The sequence below is a fragment of the Actinomycetospora endophytica genome, assembly GCF_021026375.1.
In the GTDB taxonomy this organism is placed as follows: Bacteria; Actinomycetota; Actinomycetes; order Mycobacteriales; family Pseudonocardiaceae; genus Actinomycetospora; species Actinomycetospora endophytica.
Map to the genome: position 1 here is coordinate 2,174,211 of NZ_JAJNDB010000001.1, position 22,976 is coordinate 2,197,186.

Annotated in this window: 19 protein-coding genes; 11 read left to right on the forward strand and 8 right to left on the reverse strand. The window is 75.9% G+C overall.

Going from position 1 to position 22,976, the window contains the following annotated elements; all coding sequences use genetic code 11:
- Window positions 1-92 precede the first annotated feature (92 nt).
- Window positions 93-1,085 carry an SAM-dependent methyltransferase gene (locus LQ327_RS10740; protein ID WP_230732827.1) on the reverse strand — a complete coding sequence of 331 codons (993 nt, stop codon included), beginning with the start codon at window positions 1,083-1,085 and terminating at the stop codon, window positions 93-95.
- A gap of 347 nt (window positions 1,086-1,432) precedes the next feature.
- Here LQ327_RS10740 and LQ327_RS10745 point away from each other — a divergent pair, with 347 nt between their 5' ends.
- From LQ327_RS10745 to LQ327_RS34700, 4 genes are read left to right on the forward strand one after another with little or no spacing between them, the layout of a single operon-like run.
- Window positions 1,433-2,629 carry a glycosyltransferase family 4 protein gene (locus tag LQ327_RS10745; protein WP_308286282.1) on the forward strand — a complete coding sequence of 399 codons (1,197 nt, stop codon included), beginning with the start codon at window positions 1,433-1,435 and terminating at the stop codon, window positions 2,627-2,629.
- A complete protein-coding gene (locus LQ327_RS10750) occupies window positions 2,626-3,507 on the forward strand; it encodes a GNAT family N-acetyltransferase (protein ID WP_230732833.1) in 882 nt (293 codons plus the stop codon). The genes LQ327_RS10745 and LQ327_RS10750 overlap by 4 nt, the downstream gene beginning before the upstream one ends.
- Window positions 3,504-4,478, forward strand: coding sequence for a lysophospholipid acyltransferase family protein (locus tag LQ327_RS10755; RefSeq protein ID WP_230732837.1), 975 nt, complete (start codon window positions 3,504-3,506; stop codon window positions 4,476-4,478). The genes LQ327_RS10750 and LQ327_RS10755 overlap by 4 nt, the downstream gene beginning before the upstream one ends.
- Window positions 4,468-5,238, forward strand: a complete 771-nt coding sequence (locus tag LQ327_RS34700) for a class I SAM-dependent methyltransferase (protein ID WP_230732840.1) — start codon at window positions 4,468-4,470, stop codon at window positions 5,236-5,238. The genes LQ327_RS10755 and LQ327_RS34700 overlap by 11 nt, the downstream gene beginning before the upstream one ends.
- 38 nt (window positions 5,239-5,276) lie before the next feature.
- Here the strand turns inward: LQ327_RS34700 and LQ327_RS10765 are convergent, their stop codons facing one another.
- The gene (locus tag LQ327_RS10765) at window positions 5,277-6,131 is read right to left on the reverse strand and encodes a DUF4190 domain-containing protein (RefSeq protein ID WP_230732843.1); all 855 of its coding nucleotides are present in this window, start codon (window positions 6,129-6,131) and stop codon (window positions 5,277-5,279) included.
- Between the two features lie 361 nt (window positions 6,132-6,492).
- On the opposite strand from LQ327_RS10765, the gene mihF reads away from it, so the two are divergent.
- Window positions 6,493-6,804 carry an integration host factor, actinobacterial type gene (mihF, locus tag LQ327_RS10770; RefSeq protein WP_230732846.1) on the forward strand — a complete coding sequence of 104 codons (312 nt, stop codon included), beginning with the start codon at window positions 6,493-6,495 and terminating at the stop codon, window positions 6,802-6,804.
- Between the two features lie 72 nt (window positions 6,805-6,876).
- On the opposite strand, the gene LQ327_RS34705 is transcribed toward mihF, so the two are convergent.
- Window positions 6,877-8,268 (reverse strand): heparin lyase I family protein, encoded by a 1,392-nt coding sequence (locus LQ327_RS34705; RefSeq protein ID WP_230732856.1) that lies wholly within the window; start codon window positions 8,266-8,268, stop codon window positions 6,877-6,879.
- Window positions 8,269-8,888: 620 nt separating this feature from the next.
- On the opposite strand from LQ327_RS34705, the gene LQ327_RS10780 reads away from it, so the two are divergent.
- From LQ327_RS10780 to LQ327_RS10795, 4 genes are all read left to right on the forward strand, one after another.
- Window positions 8,889-9,632: a pyridoxamine 5'-phosphate oxidase family protein gene (locus tag LQ327_RS10780; protein ID WP_230732859.1), complete on the forward strand. Its 744-nt coding sequence runs from the start codon at window positions 8,889-8,891 to the stop codon at window positions 9,630-9,632.
- A 5-nt stretch (window positions 9,633-9,637) separates the two neighbouring features.
- Complete coding sequence (locus LQ327_RS10785; RefSeq protein WP_230732861.1) at window positions 9,638-10,690, forward strand: MBL fold metallo-hydrolase; 1,053 nt, start codon at window positions 9,638-9,640, stop codon at window positions 10,688-10,690.
- A gap of 83 nt (window positions 10,691-10,773) precedes the next feature.
- On the forward strand, window positions 10,774-13,287 hold the full coding sequence (locus tag LQ327_RS10790; protein WP_269069239.1) for a HelD family protein: 2,514 nt from the start codon (window positions 10,774-10,776) through the stop codon (window positions 13,285-13,287).
- Between the two features lie 199 nt (window positions 13,288-13,486).
- A complete protein-coding gene (locus tag LQ327_RS10795) occupies window positions 13,487-15,100 on the forward strand; it encodes a serine/threonine-protein kinase (RefSeq protein WP_230732863.1) in 1,614 nt (537 codons plus the stop codon).
- 11 nt (window positions 15,101-15,111) lie between these two features.
- Here LQ327_RS10795 and eccB read toward each other — a convergent pair whose 3' ends face one another.
- Together eccB and LQ327_RS10805 are read right to left on the reverse strand one after the other, a co-directional pair.
- Window positions 15,112-16,563 carry a type VII secretion protein EccB gene (gene eccB / locus LQ327_RS10800; RefSeq protein ID WP_230732865.1) on the reverse strand — a complete coding sequence of 484 codons (1,452 nt, stop codon included), beginning with the start codon at window positions 16,561-16,563 and terminating at the stop codon, window positions 15,112-15,114.
- A gap of 29 nt (window positions 16,564-16,592) precedes the next feature.
- Window positions 16,593-17,063 carry a hotdog fold domain-containing protein gene (locus LQ327_RS10805; protein ID WP_230732867.1) on the reverse strand — a complete coding sequence of 157 codons (471 nt, stop codon included), beginning with the start codon at window positions 17,061-17,063 and terminating at the stop codon, window positions 16,593-16,595.
- A gap of 62 nt (window positions 17,064-17,125) precedes the next feature.
- Between LQ327_RS10805 and LQ327_RS10810 the strand changes: the two genes are divergently transcribed.
- Together LQ327_RS10810 and LQ327_RS10815 are read left to right on the forward strand one after the other, a co-directional pair.
- Window positions 17,126-18,379 (forward strand): glycoside hydrolase family 27 protein, encoded by a 1,254-nt coding sequence (locus tag LQ327_RS10810; RefSeq protein ID WP_230732868.1) that lies wholly within the window; start codon window positions 17,126-17,128, stop codon window positions 18,377-18,379.
- Window positions 18,380-18,521: 142 nt separating this feature from the next.
- Window positions 18,522-18,914 (forward strand): DUF2795 domain-containing protein, encoded by a 393-nt coding sequence (locus LQ327_RS10815; RefSeq protein WP_230732870.1) that lies wholly within the window; start codon window positions 18,522-18,524, stop codon window positions 18,912-18,914.
- Window positions 18,915-18,985: 71 nt separating this feature from the next.
- Here the strand turns inward: LQ327_RS10815 and LQ327_RS10820 are convergent, their stop codons facing one another.
- The 3 genes from LQ327_RS10820 to LQ327_RS10830 form a co-directional block, all read right to left on the reverse strand.
- Window positions 18,986-19,735, reverse strand: coding sequence for a class I SAM-dependent methyltransferase (locus LQ327_RS10820; protein WP_230732873.1), 750 nt, complete (start codon window positions 19,733-19,735; stop codon window positions 18,986-18,988).
- A gap of 284 nt (window positions 19,736-20,019) precedes the next feature.
- Complete coding sequence (locus LQ327_RS10825; protein ID WP_230732875.1) at window positions 20,020-20,178, reverse strand: hypothetical protein; 159 nt, start codon at window positions 20,176-20,178, stop codon at window positions 20,020-20,022.
- Window positions 20,179-20,634: 456 nt separating this feature from the next.
- Window positions 20,635-22,737, reverse strand: a complete 2,103-nt coding sequence (locus tag LQ327_RS10830) for a glycosyltransferase family 39 protein (RefSeq protein ID WP_230732877.1) — start codon at window positions 22,735-22,737, stop codon at window positions 20,635-20,637.
- Window positions 22,738-22,976: the final 239 nt, after the last annotated feature.

Below are 22,976 nucleotides of genomic sequence, written 5' to 3' on the forward strand. Positions count from 1 at the left end.
CGGGCGCGCTCAGCGGCGAACGGAGCAGCGTCGAGCATCTTGCGCTAGACCGAACGGCACGACGACGGCATCGGAACCCGAGACGAACGGGATCAGCGGCGGAAGCCGACCGCCGCCCAGTGCCCGCGGAGGGTCGCCGCCCCGGCGGGCCGGCCCGGCTCCGGCCGCCACTCGTCGGCCCACACGAGGCCCGGGTCCACGAGGTCGACGTCCGCGACCAGTGCCGCGACGTCGGCCCGCGAGCGGGCCCGGGGCACGGCCCGTGGGTAGGCCGTCGCCTCCGCCGCGATCGTGGGTCCGGTGCGGGGGTCGTCGTCGGTGAAGTGGGAGAGGGCGAGCGCGCTGCCGGGGGCCAGCCGGTCCAGGTAGTCGCCGACGAGCCCCGCGGCGTCGTCGCGCACGTGCTGGAACACGGAGAACGCGAGCAGACCGACGGGTCGGCGCAGGTCGAGCAGCCCGGCGACGCCCGGGGAGGACAGCACCGCGTCGACGTCGCGCACGTCCACCGCGGTGTAGGTGGCCGTCGGCAGCGCCGCGAGCAGGTGCTGGCCGTGCAGCGCGGCGATCGAGTCGACGTCGGTGTAGGCGACGCGCGCCCCCGAGCGACTCCGCGCGACGACCTCGTGGACGTTGCCCATGGTGGGCACGCCGGAGCCCAGGTCGAGGAACTGCTCGACCCCGGTGGCGAGCAGGAAGCGCACCGCCCGCCGCAGGAACGCGCGGTTCTCGCGGGCGAGATCGACGATGCCGGGCTGCGAGCGCTTGAGCCGCTCGCCCAGTTCCCGGTCGACGGCGCCGTGGGCCGCGCCGCCGAGCAGGTAGTCGTAGACACGCGCCGAGCTGGGGCGCTCGAACTCCTCGGCCGCGGCGGTCGAGGTCCCCGCGGCCGGTCGCCTCGTGGGGGCCGCGGCCGGCGACGGGGCGACCGCCGGCGAGGGGGCGTGGGCGGGCGGCGCCGGCGCGACGGGAGCCGCGGCCTGGGTGGGCACCGAGGCGAATGTCGTCGCCCGGGCGGTCTCGGCGCGCTCACGTCCGGCCACGCCGGCCGGGGCGGCCGACGCGTGCCACCGCGGCAGCTCGCTCACGCGCGGCACCTCCGGGGCCAGGGAGATCGCGTGCCGCCCGAACCGGCGGGACGGCGCTCGGAGATCAGTAGGGAGTCCGAGACGGGACCGTGTCAAACGAGGATCTCGGACGGACCAGCCCAGAGCGACGGATTCGGCTGCTCACGGTGACGAAATCCGGGCAACAGTCCCACAGGAACCGGTTTCGACCCGTCGTCATCCCCCATCACGACACGGAGGGTGATAGATAACGAATTGATAACAGGATCCGCTCCCTTGCTGTTGGGAGAGGGTTCCGCCGGAGGTCACGTCGTCGTCGGCAACAGGGACCTCACACCGGCAACGGTCAGCGTGTGCGCGTCGCGGTCGTGACCGAGTCCTTCCTGCCGCAGGTGAACGGAGTCACCAACTCCGTCCTGCAGGTGATCGCCCACCTCCGCAGGCGGGGCCACGAAGCCCTCGTCCTGGCTCCCGGGGCGGGCCCGGAGGAGGTCGAGGGCGTCCCCGTGATCCGGGTGCCCGCCCTCGACCTCGCCGTCGTCGACTCGCTGCCGGTCGGCGTCCCCACCCCGGCGGTGCGGGCGACCCTCGAGGAGTACCGCCCGGACGTCGTGCACCTCGCATCCCCGTTCGTCCTGGGCGCCCGCGCGATCACGGCGGCCCGCCGGCTCGACGTCCCGACCGTCGCCGTCTACCAGACCGACGTCGCCGGGTTCGCCGCCTCGTACGGCGTCGGCCTCACCGCCCGGGCGGCCTGGCGCTGGACCCGGCGGCTGCACGCACGGGCCGACCGCACCCTCGCGCCGTCGGCCTGGGCGGTCGAGGCCCTGGAGTCGCACGGGGTGCCCCGGGTGCACCGGTGGGGCCGCGGGGTGGACACCTCCCGGTTCCGGCCCCTCGCCGAGCACGACGACGGCGGGTCGGCCGCCGCCGCGCTGCGCCGCGAGCTGGCTCCCCGGGGGGAGATGCTCGTCGGCTACGTCGGGCGGCTCGCGGCGGAGAAGCAGGTCGAGCGGCTCGCCACGCTGGCCGACCTGCCCGGGGTGCGGCTCGTCGTCGTCGGCGACGGGCCGGCGCGCGAGCGGCTGGCCGAACTGCTGCCCGGGGCCGCCTTCCTGGGCTTCCGGGGCGGCGACGACCTGGCGACCGCGTACGCGGCGCTCGACGCGTTCGTCCACACCGGCCCGTTCGAGACCTTCTGCCAGGCGGTGCAGGAGGCCAAGGCGGCCGGCCTCCCGGTGCTCGTGCCGGACGCCGGGGGCGCGCGCGACCTGGTCGAGCCCGGTGAGACGGGCTGGCTGTTCGACGCCGGGTCCGACGTCGCCTCGAGCGGCGGGCTCCGTGAGCGGGTCCGCGCCTGGCGCGACGACCCGGCGCTGCGCCGGCGCATGGGGCACGCCGCCCGCGCCTCGACGCGCGGCCGGACCTGGCCCGCCGTCTGCGACGAGCTCCTCGGCCATTACGGCGAGCTGGTCGGGACCGCCGACGATTCACGCGGAGCACACCGCCTCGTCACGCGCGGGTCGGCCGGCGAACGTCCTGGCCCCGTAGACACCGCGGCATGACCAGCACCGAGGTCCTGCTCACGACCACGCCCGACGGCGGCGTGCGCCCCGCCGGGAGCGACAGCCCGGCGGGCCCGGCACCGACCCTCGCGGCCACCGACGGCGCCGACACCCGGGTCGCCCGCCCCGGCGACTCGGGTCGCTACAGCCTGCTCGTCACCCGCGACGGAGAGCACATCCGGGCCGCGCAGCGCCTGCGTCACGACGTGTTCGCGATCGAGCAGGGCGCCCGCCTGGCGCCCGGTCCCGCCGCGGAGGAGGGCCGCGACGAGGACCGGTTCGACGCGTTCTGCGACCACGTGATGGTCCGCGACGACACCGACGGCGCGATCGTGGGCACCTACCGGATGCTGTCCCCGGACGGGGCGCTCGCCGCGGGCGGGCTCTACTCCGACACCGAGTTCGACCTGTCCGCGCTCGACGACCTGCGGCCCCGGCTGGTCGAGGTCGGCCGCTCCTGCGTGCACCCCGAGCACCGCACCGGCACCGTGCTCTCGCTGGTCTGGGCCGGGATGTGGCGCTACCTGATCCTCACCGGGCACCGCTGGCTCATCGGCTGCGCGAGCGTGCCGCTCACCGGCGAGGGCACGCTGCCCGGATCGGTGTGGTCGCTGGTCGAGCGCAAGCACCTCGCTCCCGAGAACCGCCGGGTCGTGCCGCGGCGTCCGGCCCCGGTCGGTACCGACGGCGTCGGTGACGTGCGGCGCGCCCGCGCGGAGACCCCGCCGCTGCTGCGCGGCTACCTGCGCCTGGGCGCGCAGATCGCCGGCACGCCCGCCCTCGACCCCGACTTCGGCGTCGCCGACCTGTTCGTGCTGCTCGACCACACCGCCATCGACCCGCGGTGGCGGCGTCATCTGCTCGGGGAGGACGTATGAGCTGGTTTCCGACCTCGCCGTGCGCGCCGGAGTGCCTGCCGGTCCCCGCGGCCGACGCCGGTCTCGCCCGGGTGCGCCGCCTCGTACGGACCACCTGGCGGTTGACCGCCCTCGTCGGCGCGCTCCTGCTCGGCGCCGCGCTCGCGCTCCTGGCGCCGGTCCTCGGCCCGCGCCGGGTGGGACGGGTCCAGGCCCTGTGGTCCGGCTGGCTCCTCGCGGCCGGGGGAGTGCGCGTCGTGGTGACCGGGCCGCGCCCGCAGCCGGGCTCGCTCGTCGTCGCGAACCACGTGTCGTGGCTGGACGTGCTCGCCCTCAACCGCGTCGTCCCGGTCCGCATGCTCGCCAAGGCGGAGGTCCGCGACTGGCCGCTGGTCGGCCCGATGGCCGCCCGGGTCGGGTCGGTGTTCCTCGACCGTGACCGGCTGCGCGCGCTGCCCGGAGCGGTCGCGGTGGTCGCGGGTGCACTACGCGAGGGCGCCTGCGTCGGGGTGTTCCCGGAGGGCACCACCCGCTGCGGGCGCGACCTCGGTCGGTTCCGGCCCGCCGCGTTCCAGGCCGCGCTCGACGCCGGCGCTCCGGTGGTGCCGGTCGCGCTCTCCTACGCCGACGCCGAGGGTGCGCCCGATGCGGCCGCGGCCTTCGTCGGGGACGACACCCTGCTCGCGTCGCTGATCCGTGTCGCGTCCGCGCGCCGCACCGTCCTCACGGTCCGGGTGCTGCCGGTCCAGGTGCCGGTCCCGGGCGCGGAGGGCGAGGCCCGCGCGCTGCCGCGCCGGCAGGCCGCCGGTCTCGCGGCGACCACGATCGGTGGCGCGCTGCCCGAGGCGACGGCCGATCTCCGTCCGTGGCCGGCCGTCCACGTCGACCCGGTGCCGGCCCGCGCGGGGACCGTGCCGCCCCTGGTGTCGGTCGCCGTGGCGCGGGACCGTGGCACCGTGCACACGGACGAGGAGGTGAGCCGTGTCGCCTGAGGAGGCCAGGGAGACGCAGCGGAGCGGAGCTCGACCCGAGGTCACGGAGACGCAGCGGAGCGGAGCTCGACCCGAGGTCACGGAGACGCAGCGGAGCGGAGCTCGACCCACGGTTCCGGTCGAGCGGTCCGAGCCGCGCCGCGACTGGCGTGACGACGCCCGCTTCGCCGCCGAGTTCGTCCGGTCCCCGGTCGCGACCGCGTCGGTGTGGCCGAGCTCGACGGCGCTGGCCCGGGCGGTCGCCGACGCGGCCCTGGCTCAGTGCTCGCGCCCCGACCCGCTGGTCGTCGAGCTCGGCGCGGGGTCGGGGGCGTTCACGATCGAGCTGGCCCGCCGGCTCGACCGGCGCGCGCGCCACCTCGCGGTCGAGCTGAACCCGGCGTTGGCGCACCGGCTGGCCGAGCGGATCCCGGACGTGGACGTGGTGCCGGCCGACGTCGCCGAGCTCCCGACGCTGCTGGCCCTGCGCGGGCTGACCGGGGGGCGCGGGGTGGACGTCGTCGTCAGCGGTCTGGGGTGGTCGGCGACCCGCCCGGGACGCGACGACTCGCTGCTGCCCACCGTCGCGTCCACGCTCGCCGACGACGGTGTCTTCGTACAGTTCGGCTACACGTTCACCCGCTGGGCGGGTCCGGCCCGGGCCCTGGAGCGCGAGCTGCACGAGCTCTACGGCGAGGTCACGACCACGCCCACGGTGTGGCGCAACCTGCCGCCGGCGATCGTGCACCGGGCCGCCCACCCCCGCCGGTCGGCGTCCTGACGACATCACACGGCCCCCCGCCCCCCGCGAAGGCGCAGCTAGCCGCCGACGGCGGTCGTGGCTGCGGTGACCATCGCCTGCGAGTCGCCCTGCAGGCGGTCGGCGGCGGCGGACAGCCTGCTCTGGCTCGACGACGTCGACAGCGTGTCCAGGTCGGCGAGGACCCGGTCGATGGCGGGCACCAGGTCGGCGTCCACCTTCTGGCGCGCGTCGGGCGAGAGCGAGGCCGTGGTCGCCGTCGTCCGGAACTGCGAGATCGCGTCCCGGTAGGCGGCGAAGTCGCGCTGCATGGCGCCCAGGTCGCCGCGGTGCTGGTCGAGGTCGGTCGACATGGTGTCGGCCGCCGCCCCGACCTGGATGAACCCGGCCATCAGCTGGGCCCGGCCGGTGGAGTCGTCGGTGGTCGGGGCGGGCGCCGGGGCCGCGGCCGGTGCGGGTGCCGCCGGCGACCCGGCGGCGGCGGTCGGGGCGGGGATCGTCGCCGCCTGGACGGTCGCGGTGACCTGGCTGGCGAGCACCAGGACGACGATGGTCGAGGCGATGCCGACCAGGCTGAACACGGCGCCGAGGACGGTGCCGAGCGTGGCGAGCCCCCGGCCGCGCTCGCCGCTGCGGGCGATCTGCCGGCGGGCGACGAGGCCCAGCACGATCGCGACCGGCGAGACGACGAACGCCATGACCACCGAGAGCCACGACAGCGTGTTCAGCGGCGCGGGCATCGGGCCGACACCGACCGGCGAGGAGGGCGGGGCCCCGTACCCCGCGGGCGCACCGGGCGGCCACCCGGGGGGCTGAGCGGGTGCTGGGCCGAAGGCCTGCGTGCCCGGAACGGTCGTCTCCGCGTCCGCGGCGGGGTCGACGGCGGGGAATCGGGGGTCGGCCTGCTGGGTCATGACGGTGCTCCTCGAGCGATCGGGCGTCCGGCGGCTTCTGGACGCCGATACCGTCACTCTTCGTAGAGAGATCCGCCAAGCGAATCGGACATGCATCACTCAGTCGGACTAGTGATGATTACCCACCGAGATATCAGCAGGTCAGCGCGTGGTCGAAATCAGGCGGGGTGTACGGTCCGGCATCGATCGGACCGTCGGGGTCGACCACCTGCCCCCGGCGGATGAGCCCGAGACGCGGTGCGCCATGGTGTGTCGCAGCCGGTCGGACACCCGTCCCCGGTCACGATGGCACCGTCGGCCCGAGCCCGGGACCGGCAGGCACCGACCCACGACCTGTGCAGGTGAGGAGAGGGAGACTCCCATGGCACTCCCGACGTTGACCCCCGAGCAGCGCGAGGCCGCCCAGGCCAAGTCGCGTGAGGCGCGCCAGGCCCGTTCGGCCCTGCTCGCCGGCATCAAGAGCGGCGACGAGACGATCCCGGCCGTGCTGGACCGCGGCAAGAGCGACCCGATCGCCGGGAAGACCAAGGTCTCGCAGCTCGTCCGCGCCCTGCCCGGCTACGGCCCGGCGAAGGCGTCGGCCGTGCTCGAGCAGGCCGGCATCCCCGAGGACCGCCGCGTCGCGGGCCTCGGCGCCCGCCAGCGCGAGGCGCTGGTCAGCGCGCTCAGCTGACATCCTCGAGCCACGACGGCCCGGTCACCTCACCCGAGGTGACCGGGCCGTCGTCGTCTCCGGGGCCCGGCGTCAGTCCAGGCCGGCGGGCAGGTCCTTGCTGACCGAGCCGAGGCTGGTGCCGATCGCCCAGCTGCCGAACGCGAGCTTGCCCGCCTGGCCGATCGAGGTGTCCCGGTAGATGCCGGTCTTCACGTAGCTGTCCTTGCCCGAGTACATCGTGCCCGAGGGCGGCGCGAAGTCGGCGATCTTCTGCTGCCCGTCCTGCCAGGCGCTCACGGTGCCGTTCGACGACGAGAACTTCACCTTCAGCACGAGGTGGGTCCACTGGCCCGGTTTCGCGTCGCCGACGACCTTCGAGAACCCGCCCGAGTCGCCGTCGATGAGGAACTTGCCGTTCTGGACCTTGAGCTCGAGGGGCGGCGAGCCGTCGCCGTCGTTCTTGAACTGGGTGATCACCTGCCAGTCGGAGGTGTTCACCGGGAAGTCGGGCGCGAGCTTGACCGAGAACCCGAAGTAGTACTGGTCCCCCTCCTGGAGGGCCTTGAAGTCGGGCTCGACCTCGGAGCGCTTGCCGCCGCCCGGCATGAGGACGTTCAGCAGGCCGCCGGCCACGGACGGCGTGGACGCGCCCTGGTTGTTCCACGGCGTCGACTTGAAGTTCTTCATCCCGGCCGACGCGAAGTCCGCCGACCAGAGCGTCTTCCCGCCGTCCCCGAGCAGGGACGGTGCCGGGGCGCTCGTCGTGGTCGTCGGGGCCGCGGTCGTCGTCCTCCCGGTGGACGGCGCCGTGTGGGGCGCGGGCGACGGTGTCCGGACGACGGGCTCCGAGACGCCCGCGGGGGCGACGGCGAGGTTCGGGCGCGCGAGCTCGCCGGTGTCGGCGGCCGGGTCGGCCAGGAACGACGGTCCGGTGCTCGCCGCCGCGACGCTCGCGCCGGTCAGGGCCCCGAACAGGGCGAGCGCGCCCGCGGCGCGGCCCGGGGTCATGACGCGGTGCTCGCGCGGGGCGCGGTGCGAGGCCCGGCCGGGACCCGGGAAGCCGGCGGTGACGGGGCGCGAGGGAGCCGGTGCGTGGCCGGGCCGGGCCGGCATCGGGGCCTGCCCCGGGAAGCCGCCGGTCACGGGACCGGTGGGCGAACCGGGGAAGCCGCCGGTCGCGGGACCGGGGGGCGAGCCCGGGAAGCCGCCGGTCGCGGGACCGGGGGGCGAGCCCGGGAAGCCGCCGGTCATCGGTCCGGGCGGCGGTCCGGGCGGCGACGCGGGGACGCCGCCGGTCACCGGTCCGGCCGGGGCGCGGTGCGCGCCGGTGGCCGGCGAGGGCTGCGCCCGGGTGTCGAGCAGGCCGCCGGTGTCGCCGGTGGCCGAGCCGCCGCCGTCCGCGCGCACCTCGGCGGCCGCACGGGCGATCGCGGCGAGGTCGAGCGGCGTGGTCGCGGGGTCGTGACGGTGCTTGCCCCGCACCGCACGGGGTCCGGTGGCGGGAGCGTCGAGGGCTGCCGGCCAGGAGCCCGTGCGCGGGGGAGCGTCGGGCCGGGATGCGCCGGGACTCGCCCGGCCGGAGCGGGACGACCCGGAGCGATGTCGAGCCATGGAGGTCCTCGTTCGGGGCGCCAGGGACCCGGTCATGGGGGAGCGAACCGGTGCCGGGCTGGGGGGCCCGACGTGTCCACCTGTCCCGCACACGGGTTCCGGGGGGCCGGGCTCGCCGGGACAGGTGGGCGCCTCGAGTCCGGGGCCGGGCGCCTGGACGCCCTGCCGAGGAACACCGTAGGGACCCCGGACGAGTGACACCGAGCGGCGTTCAGGAGGCCGGATCCGGGCTTCGGTCACGAAATGGTCACGTTCTCGCTGCTCACGGCGTCGCGCCGTTCCGCGAACACCCAGCGCACCGGCTCGGACGCCCATCGTGAGTGACGCACGTCACGGTCAAGTTGCTCCGAACGGCTCCGGACCTTCTCAGGTCAGCGCCCGAGGCTCCTCGTCCGGGACCGTACGATCGAGCGCGGCTCCCCCCGGGCGGTGTGCCCGCCCGCTCCCCGACGGGCCGCCGCGGCCCCCGACGCGCGACCGAGACGAGAACCATGCGCTTCACGAAGCTGCTCCGCACGCGCCCGCGACGCCCCGGTTCGGACGGGGAGCACATCCTCCAGGACCGCCTCGGCACCACGGCGCGCGCGGACCGCTTCTACGACGACCAGGTGTGCGACCGGCTGCTGCCGAGCATGATCGAGTTCGTCGGGCGGATGAGCATGATGTTCGTGGCCACGGCGGACGCCCGCGGTGAGTGCGACTCGTCGTTGCGGGCCGGACCGGACGGCTTCGTCGTCGTCCTCGACGACCGTCACGTGGCCTACCCCGAGTACCGCGGCAACGGCGTCATGGCGAGCCTCGGCAACATCGCGGAGAACCCGCACGTCGGCATCCTGATGATCGACTTCGTCGAGGACCTCATCGGGCTGCACGTCAACGGCACCGCCCGGGTCGTCGAGGACGCCGTGCTGCGCGGCGACCATCCCGCCCTGCCCCTCGACCCGGTGCCGGGCAGGCGTGCCGAGCTCTGGGTCGTGGTCCAGGTCGAGGAGGCCTACATCCACTGCCGCAAGCACATCCCGCGCCTGGTCCCCGCCGACCGCACACGGAGCTGGGGCACCGACGTGGCCAAGGCGAAGGGCGGCGACTTCTTCGGCGTCGCGGCCCGTCGTCGGGCCGCGGAGCAGCCTGCCGACCCGGCCCCCGCGGTCGGGGCGCCGGACCCGCGGAACGGTGAGCGGGACGCCCCGGCCGACCCGGTCGTCGGCCGCGCCGGGGCCGGCGCGGCATCCTGAGCCGTGTGACCGACGCCGACGACCGCCACAGCTGGAGCCGCCCCGAACCGGAGACGGTGGCTCCCGACGTGCTCCGGGTGCCGCTCCCGCTGCCGTTGGACGCCCTGCGGGCGGTGAACGTGTACGTGCTGCGCGACGGCGACCGGCTGACCCTGGTCGACGGCGGGTGGGCGCTCACCGAGTCGCGCGACCTGCTCGCCACCGCCCTGCGCGGGCTCGGCGCCGAGCTCCCCGACATCGGGCGGTTCCTGGTCACCCATGTCCACCGCGACCACTACACCCAGGCGGTGGCGCTGCGGCGCGAGACCGGAGCGGTGGTGGCGCTCGGCGCGGGGGAGCGCGACTCCCTCGACGCCATGGCCCGACAGCCCATGCCGCTGAGCGCGCAGGTCGCCGGGCTGCGCCGCGCCGGGGGCGGGGCGCTCGCCGACGAGCTCGTCGCGTGGCTCGCGGACTCCGAGGGCGAGAGGCTGGCCGACTTCGCCGCGCCCGACCAGTGGCTGGCCGACGGCGACCGCGTCACGGTCGGCGAACGGGTGCTGGAGGCCGTCGAGACCCCCGGGCACACTCGCGGCCACCTGGTCTTCGACAGCGGCGCGGGTCCCGACGACGAGGGCCCGGGCCTGCTCTTCGCCGGTGACCACGTGCTGCCCCACATCACCCCGTCGATCGGCTTCGAGCCCGGCGCGCGCCCGGGTTCCCTCACCCGCTTCCTGGCCTCCCTCGCCCGGGTCCGCGAACGGCCCGACCGCCGGCTGCTGCCCGCGCACGGCCCGGTGCGTCCCAGCGCCCACGCCCGCGTCGACGAGCTGCTCGACCACCACGGCGCCCGCCTCGACGCGATCGAGCGGGTGGCGGCCGCGGGGGCGGGAACCGCGGCCGAGGCGGCGGCCGCGCTGACCTGGACCCGCCGCGAGAAGGGCCTCGAGGATCTCGAGCCGTTCCACCGCATGCTGGCCGTGCTGGAGACCGACGCCCACCTCGAGGTGCTCGCCGCGCAGGGTCGCGTGGTGCGTGAAGCGGACACCGACGGCACCTACCGGAACCGCCCGGCCTGAGCGCTCGCGCCGAGCCACCGGCGCGGTGAGGGCTATCGTGGAGGGCCGTCCCGTCGCCGCACGACAGCGAACGAAGGTCGTCCTTGTCCCACTCCGCGAGCACCACCGCGCCCGACGTCGAGCCGACGCCGGACGTCGTCGCCCGCCCGCCCGGCGACGCGGTCGCCGCGGAACAGCCCTACGTCACGATGCTCTACGAGCGGCTCGACGCCCGGCGCAAGGAGACCGCCGAGCTCCTCGCCCGGGTCCTGCGCAACGAGACCACCGGCACCCCGCAGGCGGTCTCCGAGCGCGACGCCGCGGCCGCGATGTACTCGGAGCAGCTCGCCACGCTCTCCGCCGTCGAGGAGGGCCTGTGCTTCGGACGCCTCGACGTGGAGCCCGATGCGGTGCTGGAGCCGGGGAGCAAGGACAGCGCCGACCCGGAGACACCCGGGTTCGACCAGGAGGTCGCCTACATCGGGCGCCTCGGCCTGCTCGACGAGGACCACGACTACGAGCCGCTGCTCATCGACTGGCGCGCCCCGGTGGCGCGGCCGTACTACACCGCGACGGCGGCCAACCCGGACGGCATCCGTCGGCGCCGCCACCTGCGCACCCGCAGCCGCCGGGTCCGCGCCGTCGACGACGAGATCCTCGACCTCGCGGAGGCCGCCGCGGCCGCGGCGAACCACGACTCCTCGCAGCGCAGCGGCCTGACCGGTGAGGCGACGCTGCTGGCCGCGCTCACCTCCGGACGCACCGGGCGGATGGGCGACATCGTCGCGACGATCCAGGCCGAGCAGGACCGGATCATCCGCTCCGGGGTGAACGGGGTCCTCGTCGTCGAGGGCGGTCCGGGCACCGGCAAGACGGCCGTGGCGCTGCACCGCGCGGCCTACCTGCTCTACACCCACCGCCGCCAGCTGGCGAAGCGCGGCGTGCTCGTCGTCGGGCCGAACCCCACGTTCCTGCGCTACATCGAGCAGGTGCTGCCCTCGCTCGGCGAGACGAGCGTGCTGCTCTCGACGGTCGGGGAGCTCTTCCCGGGCCTCGCTGCGCAGCGCTCGGAGTCCCCCGCGGCGGCCGCGCGCAAGGGCTCCTCGGACATGGCGAAGGTGCTCTCCACCGCCGTCCGGGACCGCCAGGAGCTGCCGCGCAGGACGGTCCCGCTGATCGTCGACGGCGAGACCGTCGAGATCGACCGCGATCTCGTCGCCCAGGCCCGCACCCGGGCGCGGCGCACCCGTCGTCCCCACAACGACGCGAAGCGCACCTTCGTCCGCGAGGCGATCGACATGCTCGCCCGCCGGGAGCGGGACCGGCTCTCCCGCGAGGGCAGCCACCCGGAGGTCTCCGAGGGCGACCAGCGGTTGCTCGACCGCGGCGACCTCGCCGACATCCGGGCCTCGATGCGCGAGAACGACGACCTGCTCGCCGCGCTCGACGAGCTGTGGCCGACCCTGACGCCGGCGCAGCTGCTGGCCGACCTCTACACCGACCCCAAGCGGATCACCGCGGCCACGCGGGGCTGGTCCGAGGACGCCCGGGCCCTGCTGCGCCGCGACGCCCCGCCGGCGTCGCCGTTGGACCCGCACTGGTGGACCCCGGCCGACGCTGTGCTGCTCGACGAGGCGGCCGAGCTGCTCGGCGAGGACGACACCGCCGAGCGCGAGCGCGCCGAGCGCAAGCGTGAGGCCGACGAGGCGTACGCCGCGGGGGTCCTCGAGATCCTCGCGATGGAGGAGGACTGGGACCCCGAGGTCCTGCGCCCCACCGACGTCGTCGACGCGTCCGTGCTCGCCGACCGCAGCCGCGAGGTGAACTACGCCTCCGCCGCCGAGCGCGCGGCCGAGGACCGCACGTGGACCTTCGGGCACGTCATCGTCGACGAGGCCCAGGAGCTCTCCCCGATGGCGTGGCGGGTCCTCATGCGCCGCTGCCCGAGCCGCTCGATGACCCTCGTCGGCGACGTCGCGCAGACCGGCGCCCGCGACGGCGCCGGCTCCTGGCACGAGGTGCTGTCCCCGTACGTGGCCGCCCGGTGGCGCCGGGAGGCCCTCACCGTCAACTACCGCACCCCGGCCGAGATCGCGGAGATCGCCGCGGACGTCCTCGCGGTCATCGACCCGTCGCAGCGCCCGCCGGAATCGGTGCGCGAGTCCGGGGTCCCGCCCCGGGCGGCGGCGGTCGCGGAGTCCGGCCTCGAGGCCCGGGTGGCGACGACGACCCGCGCGGCGGCCGACGACGTCGTCGACGCCGAGGGCAACGGCCGCGTCGCGGTGCTCGCCCCGGCGGCCCGGGTGGCCCGCCTGCGGGAGCGGCTGGCGGCCGACCACCTGCTCGCCGACGGCCCGGGTGACGACCGGGACGCCGTCGACGAGCGCGGTGCGGCGGACCTCGAGGTCGCCGTCGTGGTCTCCACCGTGGGCGAGGCGAAGGGCCTGGAGTTCGACGCCGTCGTGCTCGTAGACCCCGCCGGGATCGTCGAGGAGTCCCCCCGCGGGCTGAACGATCTCTACGTCGCGCTCACCCGCGCCACCCGGTCGCTCGACGTGGTGCACACCGGGTCCCTGCCGGCGGTGCTCGAGCGCCTGGAGGACGCGACGGAGGGATAGCCGCGCCGCGATCGTGCTCACGGGTTCGTAACGGTCCGCGTCCGCACACCGACTTCGTCGTTGACCGGAAGTGAACCCGGGATCCGGGTGGCGTCATCGGCAGACACGGCGCCCGTCACTGGGAGAGAATCGATTCCGGGCGAGGTCCCGCGGGACGCGGGATGCGCCGGAGGGGCCGCAGCGAGCGAGGGGGTGACCGGTGAGCACCACCGATGCCGGGCCGCCCACCGTCGTCGGCGGCCGGTACACCGTCGGGGACCTGATCGGTCGCGGCGGCGCCGCGGACGTCTACCGGGCCCGTGACGAGCTCCTCGGCCGGGACGTCGCGATCAAGATGTTCGGGGCGGGTGGCGAGGTCGTCGCCGCGGCGAACGCCGAGGCCGCCGCGGCCGCGGACGAGGCCCCGCCGGAGGTCGACGACGCCCCGGTCGCCGAGGCCCCGGACGAGGAGCACGACGACGACGCGGCGCCGGACGCCGCGGCCGCCCGCTACGGCCCCGGGGGCTCCGAAGGCACCCCGCGCCGGTCCGGCCCGCCCGCGGAGCTCGTCGGTGACCTCGAGGAGGGTTCCGACGCGCGCAATCGCCGGGAGGTGCTCACCCTCGCGGCGCTCTCCCACCCCGGGCTGGTCACCGTCTACGACGTGGGCGACGACCACGGCCGTGCCTACTTCGTCATGCAGCTCATCGAGGGCGACACCCTCGCGCAGCGCATCCGGCGCGGGCCGCTGCCCCTCGGCGACGTGATCGCCCTCGGCGCCGCCCTGGCCGACGCCCTCGGGTACGTCCACCGCCGCGGCGTGGTCCACCGCGACGTCAAGCCCGGCAACGTCCTGCTCGACGGCGACGGCCGGGCCCACCTGTCCGACTTCGGCATCGCCGCGGTGCGCGACGCCGCGCCGGTCACGGCGGCGGGCATGGTCATCGGGACCGCGTCCTACCTCAGCCCGGAGCAGGTGCGCGGCGAGGCGGTCACCCCGGCCGTCGACATCTACGCCCTCGGGCTGGTGCTCATCGAGTGCCTCACCGGCCGCCGGGAGTATCCGGGCAACGCCCTCGAGGCGGCCGTGGCCCGGCTCCACCGCCGGCCCGTCGTGCCGATCGGGCTGCCGGAGTCGCTGCGCTCGCTGCTGATCGCGATGACCGCGGACGACCCGACGTCCCGCCCGGACGCCGACGAGGTACTCGCCGCCGCCCGGGCGGTGTCCCGCGACGTCGGGCTCGACGCGGAGACGGTGCTCTCGCCCGCGCTCATGGCCGCACCGACCGGGGCGTTCCCGGCCGGCCCGCCCGCGCCGGTGGGTCCCCCGGCGCCCGCCCCGCCGACCGGGCCCTGGGCCGAGGCGCCCACCGGCGCCGAGACCCCGCCCGGGCGTCGGCGTCGCGGCCTGCTGCTCGCGGCCGGGATCGCCCTGCTCGCGGTGCTCGTGGCCGGGTCCGCCCTGGCGTACACGCTGGTGCGAGGCGTCTCGGCGACCGCGCCGCTCCCGCCGCCCGCCTCGTCCGTGCCCGCGATCCCGGCGCCGCCGGCGGCCGTCGCGCCCACCAGCGAGGAGGCCGAGCCCGCGCACTCCACCCGCATCCGCACGACCACCCGGCCACGCCCCCGGACGACGACCACCACCGAGGCGCCGTCGCTCGTGCCCACCGCGGCGCCGCCGCCCGCGGTGACCACGACCCCGGCCGCTGCGGTGCCCCCGGCCGTGCCGCCGGTGGTGACGACGACGCCCACCGGCCGCTCCGCGCCGACGGACACGACCTCCTCCACCGTGGCCCAGCCCGCCGCGCAGCAGGTCGTCGCCGCCGGGCGCTGACCCCCGCGCGGTCAGCCGAGGGGACGGGTCGCGGCCTCCACCGAGAGGGTCGGGCCGCTCGGCAGCAGCCCCACGATCGCCTGGGGAGCGGGCGAGAACGTCCGGCCCAGCCCCAGCGCGTCGGCGGTCGCGGCATCCGGCACGCCGTGCACCGTCCCCGTCGCCGACACCACGACCAGCGCGCCCGCCCCGGCCCCGACCGTTCGGACCGCGACGCCGGTGCCCGGCAGCAGCACCCGGTCCACCCGGTCGCCCGACCCGTCGGCCTGGCGCAGCGTCGTGGCCTGCGGCAGCGGCTCCGTCGACACCGTCACGGAGGCCGCGCCGGCTCCACCGGCGAGGTCCGCGCAGGCGGTCGGCGCCCGGTCGGGCGGCAGCGGCACCGGGGCGGGGTCGGGGAACGCGCTCGCGTCGACGGCGCGGGAGAGCGGCGGCGAGGCGACCTGCGCGGGCGAGACGGTCGGGATCGGCACGGCGGCCCGGGCCGGGTCGTCGAGCCGGATCAGGCGGGCGAGCAGCTCCGGGACCACCTCGACGCCGTCGGGCAGCACCAGCAGGTAGGTGTCCGGCCGGCCCGGCCCGACGACGCGCACCACACCCCCGGCGCGCTCGCCCGCGAGGTCGACCGGCACCGGGGACCCCCGGCCGGGGATCGCGGGCGGCGTGATCGTCGGCGCCTCGGGCAGCGCCGCGAGGAAGCCGCTGCTCGCCGGCCGGGGCAGCAGGCCCCCGAGCCCGAGGGCCTCGACGACCGCCGGGCGGGTCACGTCCAGGCGCGCCCGCACCCCGTCGTGGACCAGCCAGTTCTGGCCGGCCCGGTCGACGACGACGAGGCCCTCGCCGGGAGCCAGCGGTCGGCCCGGCGCCGCGGCGGCCCCGGCGACGGTCGTCGTCGTGCGGGGGCGCGTCCAGGCGACGCCGGGCGACGGGTCCGGCGCGGTGGTGTCGCAGACCGACCACACCGCAGGCCCGGGTTGGTCCGCGGGCGGCAGGGCGGGGGCGTCGACGATGCCTACCGGGCGGGCCCGCGGTGCGGCGTCGAGGGTGTCGTCGGCGATCTCGACCGGGTCGGAGGGCGCCGGAGCCCCGGCGAGCGCGGCGGCGGCCAGGCGGGCGGAGGCGAGGTTCGGGACGCCGATCAGCGCGTCGTCCGGGTCGTGCGTGACGACCGCGAGGGCGCCGGAGTGCTCGGCGACGACGATCGACGCCTTCCGCCAGTCGGTGGGCTCGTCGACCACCCCGAGCACGGCCGCGGCACCGAGGGCGAGCGCCGCGACGAACCCGCCGGCGACGGTGGCCCGGGTGTGGCTGCGCAGCGGGTCGACCCGGGGGGCCGGGTCGCGGCGCACCAGCGCGGAGGCGACCCGGCGGGCGGTGAACCGCTGCGCGACGACCTGCCCGGAGGTGGCCGGGCGCCGCCCCTGCGGCCCGCTGCCGGACCCGGGCTCGGTCGGGGCGCTCATGATCCGCCGATCGTAGGCGGGCCGGACCCCTACCGGGGTGGCCGCGCAGAGATCCGCAGGTGGATCGACGCGTGCACGGCCTCGTTCCCGGCCGCGTCGCGGACCGCCACCTCCACGGTCACGTCCTCCTTCTCCGCGCCGAACTGCGGCGGGGCCGACCACTGCGCCTCCGCGGTCACCGAGGTCTTCGCGGTCGCCAGGTAGCGGACGTCCATCCCGATCGGGATCCAGCGGTGCGACGCCGGGACGGCCGCCTCGGCGAGCACTCCCATCGCGTACTCGGCGAGGTTGCACGAGGCGATCGCGTGCACGGTGCCGAGGTGGTTGTGCACGAGCCACCACTTCTGCATCCGGACCCGGCTGTGCTTCTCGTCGAGCTCGGCGATGACCGGGGCCGCGGTGAGGAAGTACGGGGCCCGCAGCCAGACCGCGCCGCTGACGAGGGCGCGGCCGGGCAGGGTCCCGGAGAGACGGTTCCACGCGGACAGCACGGTGCTCATGTGGTCAACCTACTCACCGGTAACCAAGTCTGTACACAGGTCGGGCGGGCACTCTCGTCGCGATGGCCGTCCTGTCTGCCCGTCTGCGGGCCCGCCGCGCGCGCCGCGCCCGCTCCCGTCCGGCCCGGGTCGCGGCCGCCGTCGTCGCGGTGGTCGTCGTCGTGCTGGTCGTGGCCGCGGCGGACGCACCGGCGCCCCCGCTCGTCGCCGGTGCCCCCGGGGACCCGTCGGATCTGGTCGCGACCCCGCCGATGGGCGTGAACAACTGGAACGCCACCGGGTGCACGGACACCTTCGACGAGGCGTGGGTGCGCGCCCAGGCCGACGCGCTGGTCAGGACGGGCCTGCGAGACGTCGGCTACCGCTACGTCAACCTCGACGACTGCTGGGCCTCCCCGCAGCGCGACGCCGCGGGCCGGCTGGTGCCCGACCCGGTCCGCTTCCCGCACGGCATCGCCGCCCTCGCGGACTACGTGCACGCCCGCGGGCTCCGTCTCGGGATCTACACCAGCGCGGGCACGCTGACCTGCGACGCCCGCGGCTTCCCCGCCTCGCTCGGCCACGAGACCGCTGACGCCGCGTCATTCGCAGCCTGGGGCGTCGACTACGTGAAGGAGGACGACTGCTTCACGGCTGGGACCGACGCCGTCGCCCGGTACACGACGATGGCCCGGGCGCTCCGCGCGACCGGACGCCCGATCGTCCTCGCGGTCTGCGACAAGGGGAACTCCGCGCCGTGGCTCTGGGCGCCCGGGACGGCGCAGGTCTGGCGGACGACCCACGACGTCGCCGACGACTGGGCCTCCGTCGCGGACATCATCCGGCTCGACGTGGGCGTGGCCCGCTTCTCCGGCCGGCCGCCGGGGGCGGGCTGGAACGACCCGGACATGCTCGAGGTCGGCAACGGGTCCGGCGGTGGCGCGGTCACCGGGGACGGCACGGTGGACGTGGGCCTGACCCCGGCCGAGCAGGCCACGCAGATGGCGGTGTGGTCGATGCTCGCCGCGCCGCTGCTCGCCGGCACCGACGTCGCCCACGCGACCCCGGCGACCCTCGGCCTGCTGGGGAACCGCGGCCTCGTCGCGATCGACCAGGACCCGGCGGCCCTGCCGCCCTCGGTCGACCTCGACGCCGCCACCGGACGGCTGGTCCTGCGCCGCAGCCTCGCCGACGGGGCGACCGCCGTGTCGGTGACCGCTCTCGGTGACGATCCGGTCACGGTGCCCGACGGCGTGGGTGGACCGGATCTCCTCACCGGCGCCGCAGCGGGTCCGGGGAGCGTCGTCCCAGCGCACGGGACCATGATTTTCCGGTGAGATCCCATCGTCCGGACCAGCACCGATTCCGCTGAGCGGAATCGTCCACAGACGAATGACGGAGCGTCAGGCATGTGGACCATGCAAAGGGGGGAATAGACCGAGGACGCGGTCACCGATCGCGACCCCGAGGAGCCCCCCGATGTCGACGACACCCCGCCCCGTAGTACCCGCTGTTCCCGGTCTCACTCTCCGCGACACCAGCCCGGCGGCGCTCGCCGAGCGGCTCGTGCCGGTCCTGTCCGAACTGCCGTTCCCAGCGCGCCGGTGGCAGGTGATCACCGCCGGTGAGATCTACGGTTGCGACGGCGTCACCCGGGAGATTCTCGCCCGCCTACCCGAGGCGGAGTACGCGACGCCGCAGGACATGGTCGTCGTCCTCTCCGCGGCCCTGACCGGCCGGCCCCTGCCCGTCACCTCCGCCGCGCGCGGCGCGGCCCCCGCCGGACGGCCCGCGCGGCCCGGTGTCCCGGCCCGGATCCCACACCGCGCGCTCGCGGCCCGTCGCCCGAGCATGCCGCGCCCGGCCGCCTGAGACGCCGACCCCGCGCCCGGTCCCTCCGGGCGCGGGATCGTGCACGTCCGGCTCCGTCCGCGAGCGCGTGGTCAGCCGGCCCGGGTCCAGCGTCGGGCGACCGTCTCGAACGGCACGTCCACGTCGTCGGTCCCCGGGAGCACGACGTCGAGGAGCTCGCGCGCGGCCCGTCGGACCTCGTCCTGCTCCGCCGCCGGGAGTTCGAGGACCCCGCTGTAGGTGCACACCATCCCGGCGACGTCGTCGCGGGTCATGCGCCGCGTCCAGCGCACCGTCACCGCCTCCGGCAGTTCGTCGACGAAGCCGTGGCCCGGCGGCAGGGCGACGTCGAACCCCCGTCGTGACAGCCTCGCCGACCCGTCCGCGGCGGCGTTCCCGATCCCGCGGACCTGCGCGACCCACGGCACCGTCGGGTCGGCCCGGCTCCACAGCAGCCCCAGGACCCCGCCGGGACGCAGCACCCGGGCGATCTCGGCGGTCGCGACCGGCGGGTCGAACCAGTGCCACGCCGACGACGCGAGGACCGCGTCCATCGAGCCCGACGCCAGCGGGATCGCCTCGGCCACCCCGCGGACCGCGAGCGCGCCCGGGGTGGTCGTGGCGAGCCGGGCGAGCATCCGCGGGTCGGGCTCGACGGCGACGACGGCGGGTGCCCCGGGCCGGGCCAGGACCGCGCGGGTCACGAGGCCGGTGCCCGCGGCGAGGTCGGCCACACGGCGGACGCCGGGCGGGAGGACCTGGTCGAGGGCTCCGGGGGCGGGGGCGGGACGCAGTCGGTCGTACGCGTCGGCGCGGGTCCCGAAGGTCATCGCGCGGGTCATCGAGCCATCCTCCCGCGTCGGGCATCGGCTCGGCGTGACCCGTGCTGATCGTGAGCCGCTCGATCGTCGGGGCTCAGCATGTGATCTTGGCGAGCGCGACACCGCCCGGCGTGATCGACGTGGACCGGGTCGGCGGCGGCACGTGGTAGATCCGAACTTCGTGAGCGCGCCGCACCGGAATCTTGCGCGTGTCGCCCCCGAGATCGTGATCATGCTCGGCGCGCTGGGGCCGGGCGCAGCGCTCGACAGGATCATCTGGCTAGCGTGGCGGGACCACGGCGCCTCTAGAACCGAGCTCGTCCGGCGCCGGACGATCCCGCGTCGGCGACGACCGCGTCGGGGAGGTGGTCGAGCGGGCTCGCGCAGAGGGAGGCGACCAGGTCGAGCCAGAACTCCGCGCGCTGACCCCCGGGTGCCCCCGGCGCGAGAAGCGGGGCAGCCATGGGTCGAGTGTGACGCCGTGTAGCGCCTGGGGTGCGTGTGACGACCCGTCTGCGAGTCCCGTCCCTCGAAGCGTCCAGCAATCCGAACCGGCGGCCGCGCCCGTCAGGGCGAAGTGCTAACTGCGCAACCGAGTCACGGTGACTCGGTCGGGCCGTTGTCGTTCCGCATGTGGAGGTGCGATTGCGGTTCGCGACGCCGCAGGCGGCGCCCACGGGGGGAAGTGTTCTGGTGCGACCGAGTCACGGTGACTCGGTTGCGCGATCGTGGTTTCGATTGCCAGGAGCCCGGCCGCGGACCGCGACGATCGGAGTTCGCGCGAACGACCCCCGCGCCGTCGTCGACGCCCACTGTGGTCCCGTGACCGAGGCGGATCGCAAGCAGAAGCGTGACGACGAGGGCCCGGACGTCTGGCGTCCGGGCCCTCGTCGTCGTGGTGCTCCTCTCGAGGCGACCGATCAGCTGGTCGGCGCCGTGAGGTCGTAGACCGTCGTGCCGCCCATCGTCGTCGACGTGTAGTGCGCCTTCACCCAGGCGGTGATCTCGGAGCCGACCGAGTCGGAGCCGCCCTGCCCGCCCATGCCCCCGCCGTCGCCGGAGCTGATGAAGTAGTGCACGTCCCCGGCGGCGACCAGGGCCTGGAAGCCCGCCAGGGTCGGGGCGGAGTCGGTACCGCTGAACCCGCCGATGGCCATGACCGCGCTGCCCGAGGACAGCTCGAGCGAGGCGGCGCTCTGCGAGCCGATGGTCGCCGCGGACCACCGCGTGCCGGCGTTCTGGAGGAGCGAGGTGAGCTCGGTCGAGGTCGTCGTCATGCCGCCGGGACCGCCGCCCTGCCCGCCCTGGGAAGCACCCTGGCCACCCTGGGAGGCCCCCTGCGGAGCGCCCGGCATGCCGCTCGGCCGCTCGCCCGACGGCGGCGTGCCGCCACGACCCGGGCCACCCGCGCCGCCGGGCCCGCCGCCCATGCCCGTGCCGTCCCCGCTCGAGGGGCCGGCCGAGACGATCGAGCCGGAGTGCGCGGTGGTCGCCGTGTCCATCGCGTAGGCCACCGACCCGCCGGCACCGGCGAGCAGGGCGCTCAGCAGGAGCACCGGCAGCGCCCGGCGCAGCCACGCCCGGCGGGAGACCAGGCCGGCCAGCACCAGCACCACCGCGACGGCGCCGGCGATCGCCACCACCCAGCGCAGCCAGGGCAGGAACTCCGGCGTGCGACGCAGCAGCACGACGCTCCACACCGTGGTCGCGGCCAGCGCGGCGGCGAGGGTCAGGCGCGGGGCGAGCTCCTCGCGGCGCCGCCACAGCACGACGCCACCGACGGCGAGCGTGCCGGCCAGGCCGGGCGCCATCGCGACCGAGTAGTACGCGTGCACGGTGCCGCTCATGAAGCTGAAGACCAGCGCGTGGACCACGAGCCAACCGCCCCAGAGCAGCAGCGCGGCGCGGGTGCGGTCGGTGCGCGGTGCCCGGCGCGTGAGCCACAGGCCGGGCACCAGGACGATCAGGGCGGCCGGGAGCAGCCACGAGATCTGGCCGCCGAAGGACTCGTTGAACATGCGGGTGATGCCGGTGGAGCCACCGAAGCCGGTGTTGCCGCCGCCCGAGCCCCCGCCGGGACCACCGCCCCCGCCGGCGTTGCCCTCGCCGCCGAAGATTCGGCCGAGGCCGTTGTAGCCGAGGACCAGGTCGAGGAACGAGTTGTCGGTGGAGCCGCCGATGTAGGGGCGCGAGTCGGTCGGCCACAGGTCGACGAGCAGGACGTACCAGGCCACCGACGCGATCATCGAGACCAGCCCGACGCCGAGCAGCACCAGACGCCGCCGCCAGGTCACCGCGGCCGCGAGGACGATCACCGCCGCCAGCGCCGGGAGCACCAGCCAGGCCTGCAGCATCTTCGTCAGGAAACCGAGCCCGAGCAGCGCGCCGGTCAGGGCCATCCACCGGGTGCCGGCCTTCTCGGCGGCGGCGTCGACGGTGCGGACCGCGGCGTACGCGGCGGCGGTCATGCAGAGCACGAGCATCGCGTCCGGGTTGTTGAACCGGAACATCAGGACGGCGACCGGCGTGAGCGCCAGTGCGGCGCCCGCGATCAGCCCGGCTCCCGGACCGGCCCACCGGCGGACCGCGGCCCGCAGCAGCGCCACCGAGGCCACGCCCATCAGAGCCTGCGGGACCAGCATCGACCAGGAGCTGAAGCCGAAGATCCGACCGGAGAGGGCCATGATCCAGAGGGAGGCCGGCGGCTTGTCGACCGTGATGAAGTTCGACGAGTCCAGCGAGCCGAACAGCAGTGCCTTCCAGGACTGCGTGCCCGCCTGGACCGCCGCGGCGTAGAAGCTGTTCGCGTCCCCGCTCGCGCCGAGGTTCCACAGGTAGAGCAGCGCCGTGCCCAGCAGCAGCACGAGCAGCGCCGGGCGCTCCCAGCGGGGCGCGAGCGTCGAGCCGCGCCAGAACCGCGCGAACGGCCGTGACGGCAGGGCGTGGCGCGCCCCCGTCCGACCGGGCACCGGCGGGCGCGGACCGGGCCGTGGCACGGTGCGAAGGTCGGTCGTCGTCGTCATGGTGACGACTCTGCTGGCCCGCTCTGTCCGGTTCCTGGGCCGTCGTTGTGGGCCTGCTGTGAGGCCACGGCCCGGTCGGAGCCGCACGAGGGGAACCCTCGGCCGTTCTAGCCGACCAAGGGTTCCCCTCGTGCGACGGGGTCAACTGCCCGAGCTCGCTGACGGCGGCGCACCCGCCTCGCTCCTGCAGTGGTCACCGTGGGGGACCGCTGGGCCGTGGTGTGAGGCGGCTGTGGGAC

Bases quoted from the DNA above. Each gene is read 5' to 3' on its own strand.
- LQ327_RS10750 (WP_230732833.1), top strand. From the start codon at position 2,626: ATGACCAGCACCGAGGTCCTGCTCACGACCACGCCCGACGGCGGCGTG.
- LQ327_RS10755 (WP_230732837.1), top strand. From the start codon at position 3,504: ATGAGCTGGTTTCCGACCTCGCCGTGCGCGCCGGAGTGCCTGCCGGTC.
- LQ327_RS10805 (WP_230732867.1), bottom strand. From the start codon at position 17,063: ATGAGCACCGTGCTGTCCGCGTGGAACCGTCTCTCCGGGACCCTGCCC.
- eccB (WP_230732865.1), bottom strand. From the start codon at position 16,563: ATGAGCGCCCCGACCGAGCCCGGGTCCGGCAGCGGGCCGCAGGGGCGG.
- LQ327_RS10815 (WP_230732870.1), top strand. From the start codon at position 18,522: ATGTCGACGACACCCCGCCCCGTAGTACCCGCTGTTCCCGGTCTCACT.
- LQ327_RS10780 (WP_230732859.1), top strand. From the start codon at position 8,889: ATGCGCTTCACGAAGCTGCTCCGCACGCGCCCGCGACGCCCCGGTTCG.
- LQ327_RS10830 (WP_230732877.1), bottom strand. From the start codon at position 22,737: ATGACGACGACGACCGACCTTCGCACCGTGCCACGGCCCGGTCCGCGC.
- mihF (WP_230732846.1), top strand. From the start codon at position 6,493: ATGGCACTCCCGACGTTGACCCCCGAGCAGCGCGAGGCCGCCCAGGCC.
- LQ327_RS10810 (WP_230732868.1), top strand. From the start codon at position 17,126: ATGGCCGTCCTGTCTGCCCGTCTGCGGGCCCGCCGCGCGCGCCGCGCC.
- LQ327_RS10820 (WP_230732873.1), bottom strand. From the start codon at position 19,735: ATGACCCGCGCGATGACCTTCGGGACCCGCGCCGACGCGTACGACCGA.
- LQ327_RS10765 (WP_230732843.1), bottom strand. From the start codon at position 6,131: ATGACCCAGCAGGCCGACCCCCGATTCCCCGCCGTCGACCCCGCCGCG.
- LQ327_RS10825 (WP_230732875.1), bottom strand. From the start codon at position 20,178: ATGGCTGCCCCGCTTCTCGCGCCGGGGGCACCCGGGGGTCAGCGCGCG.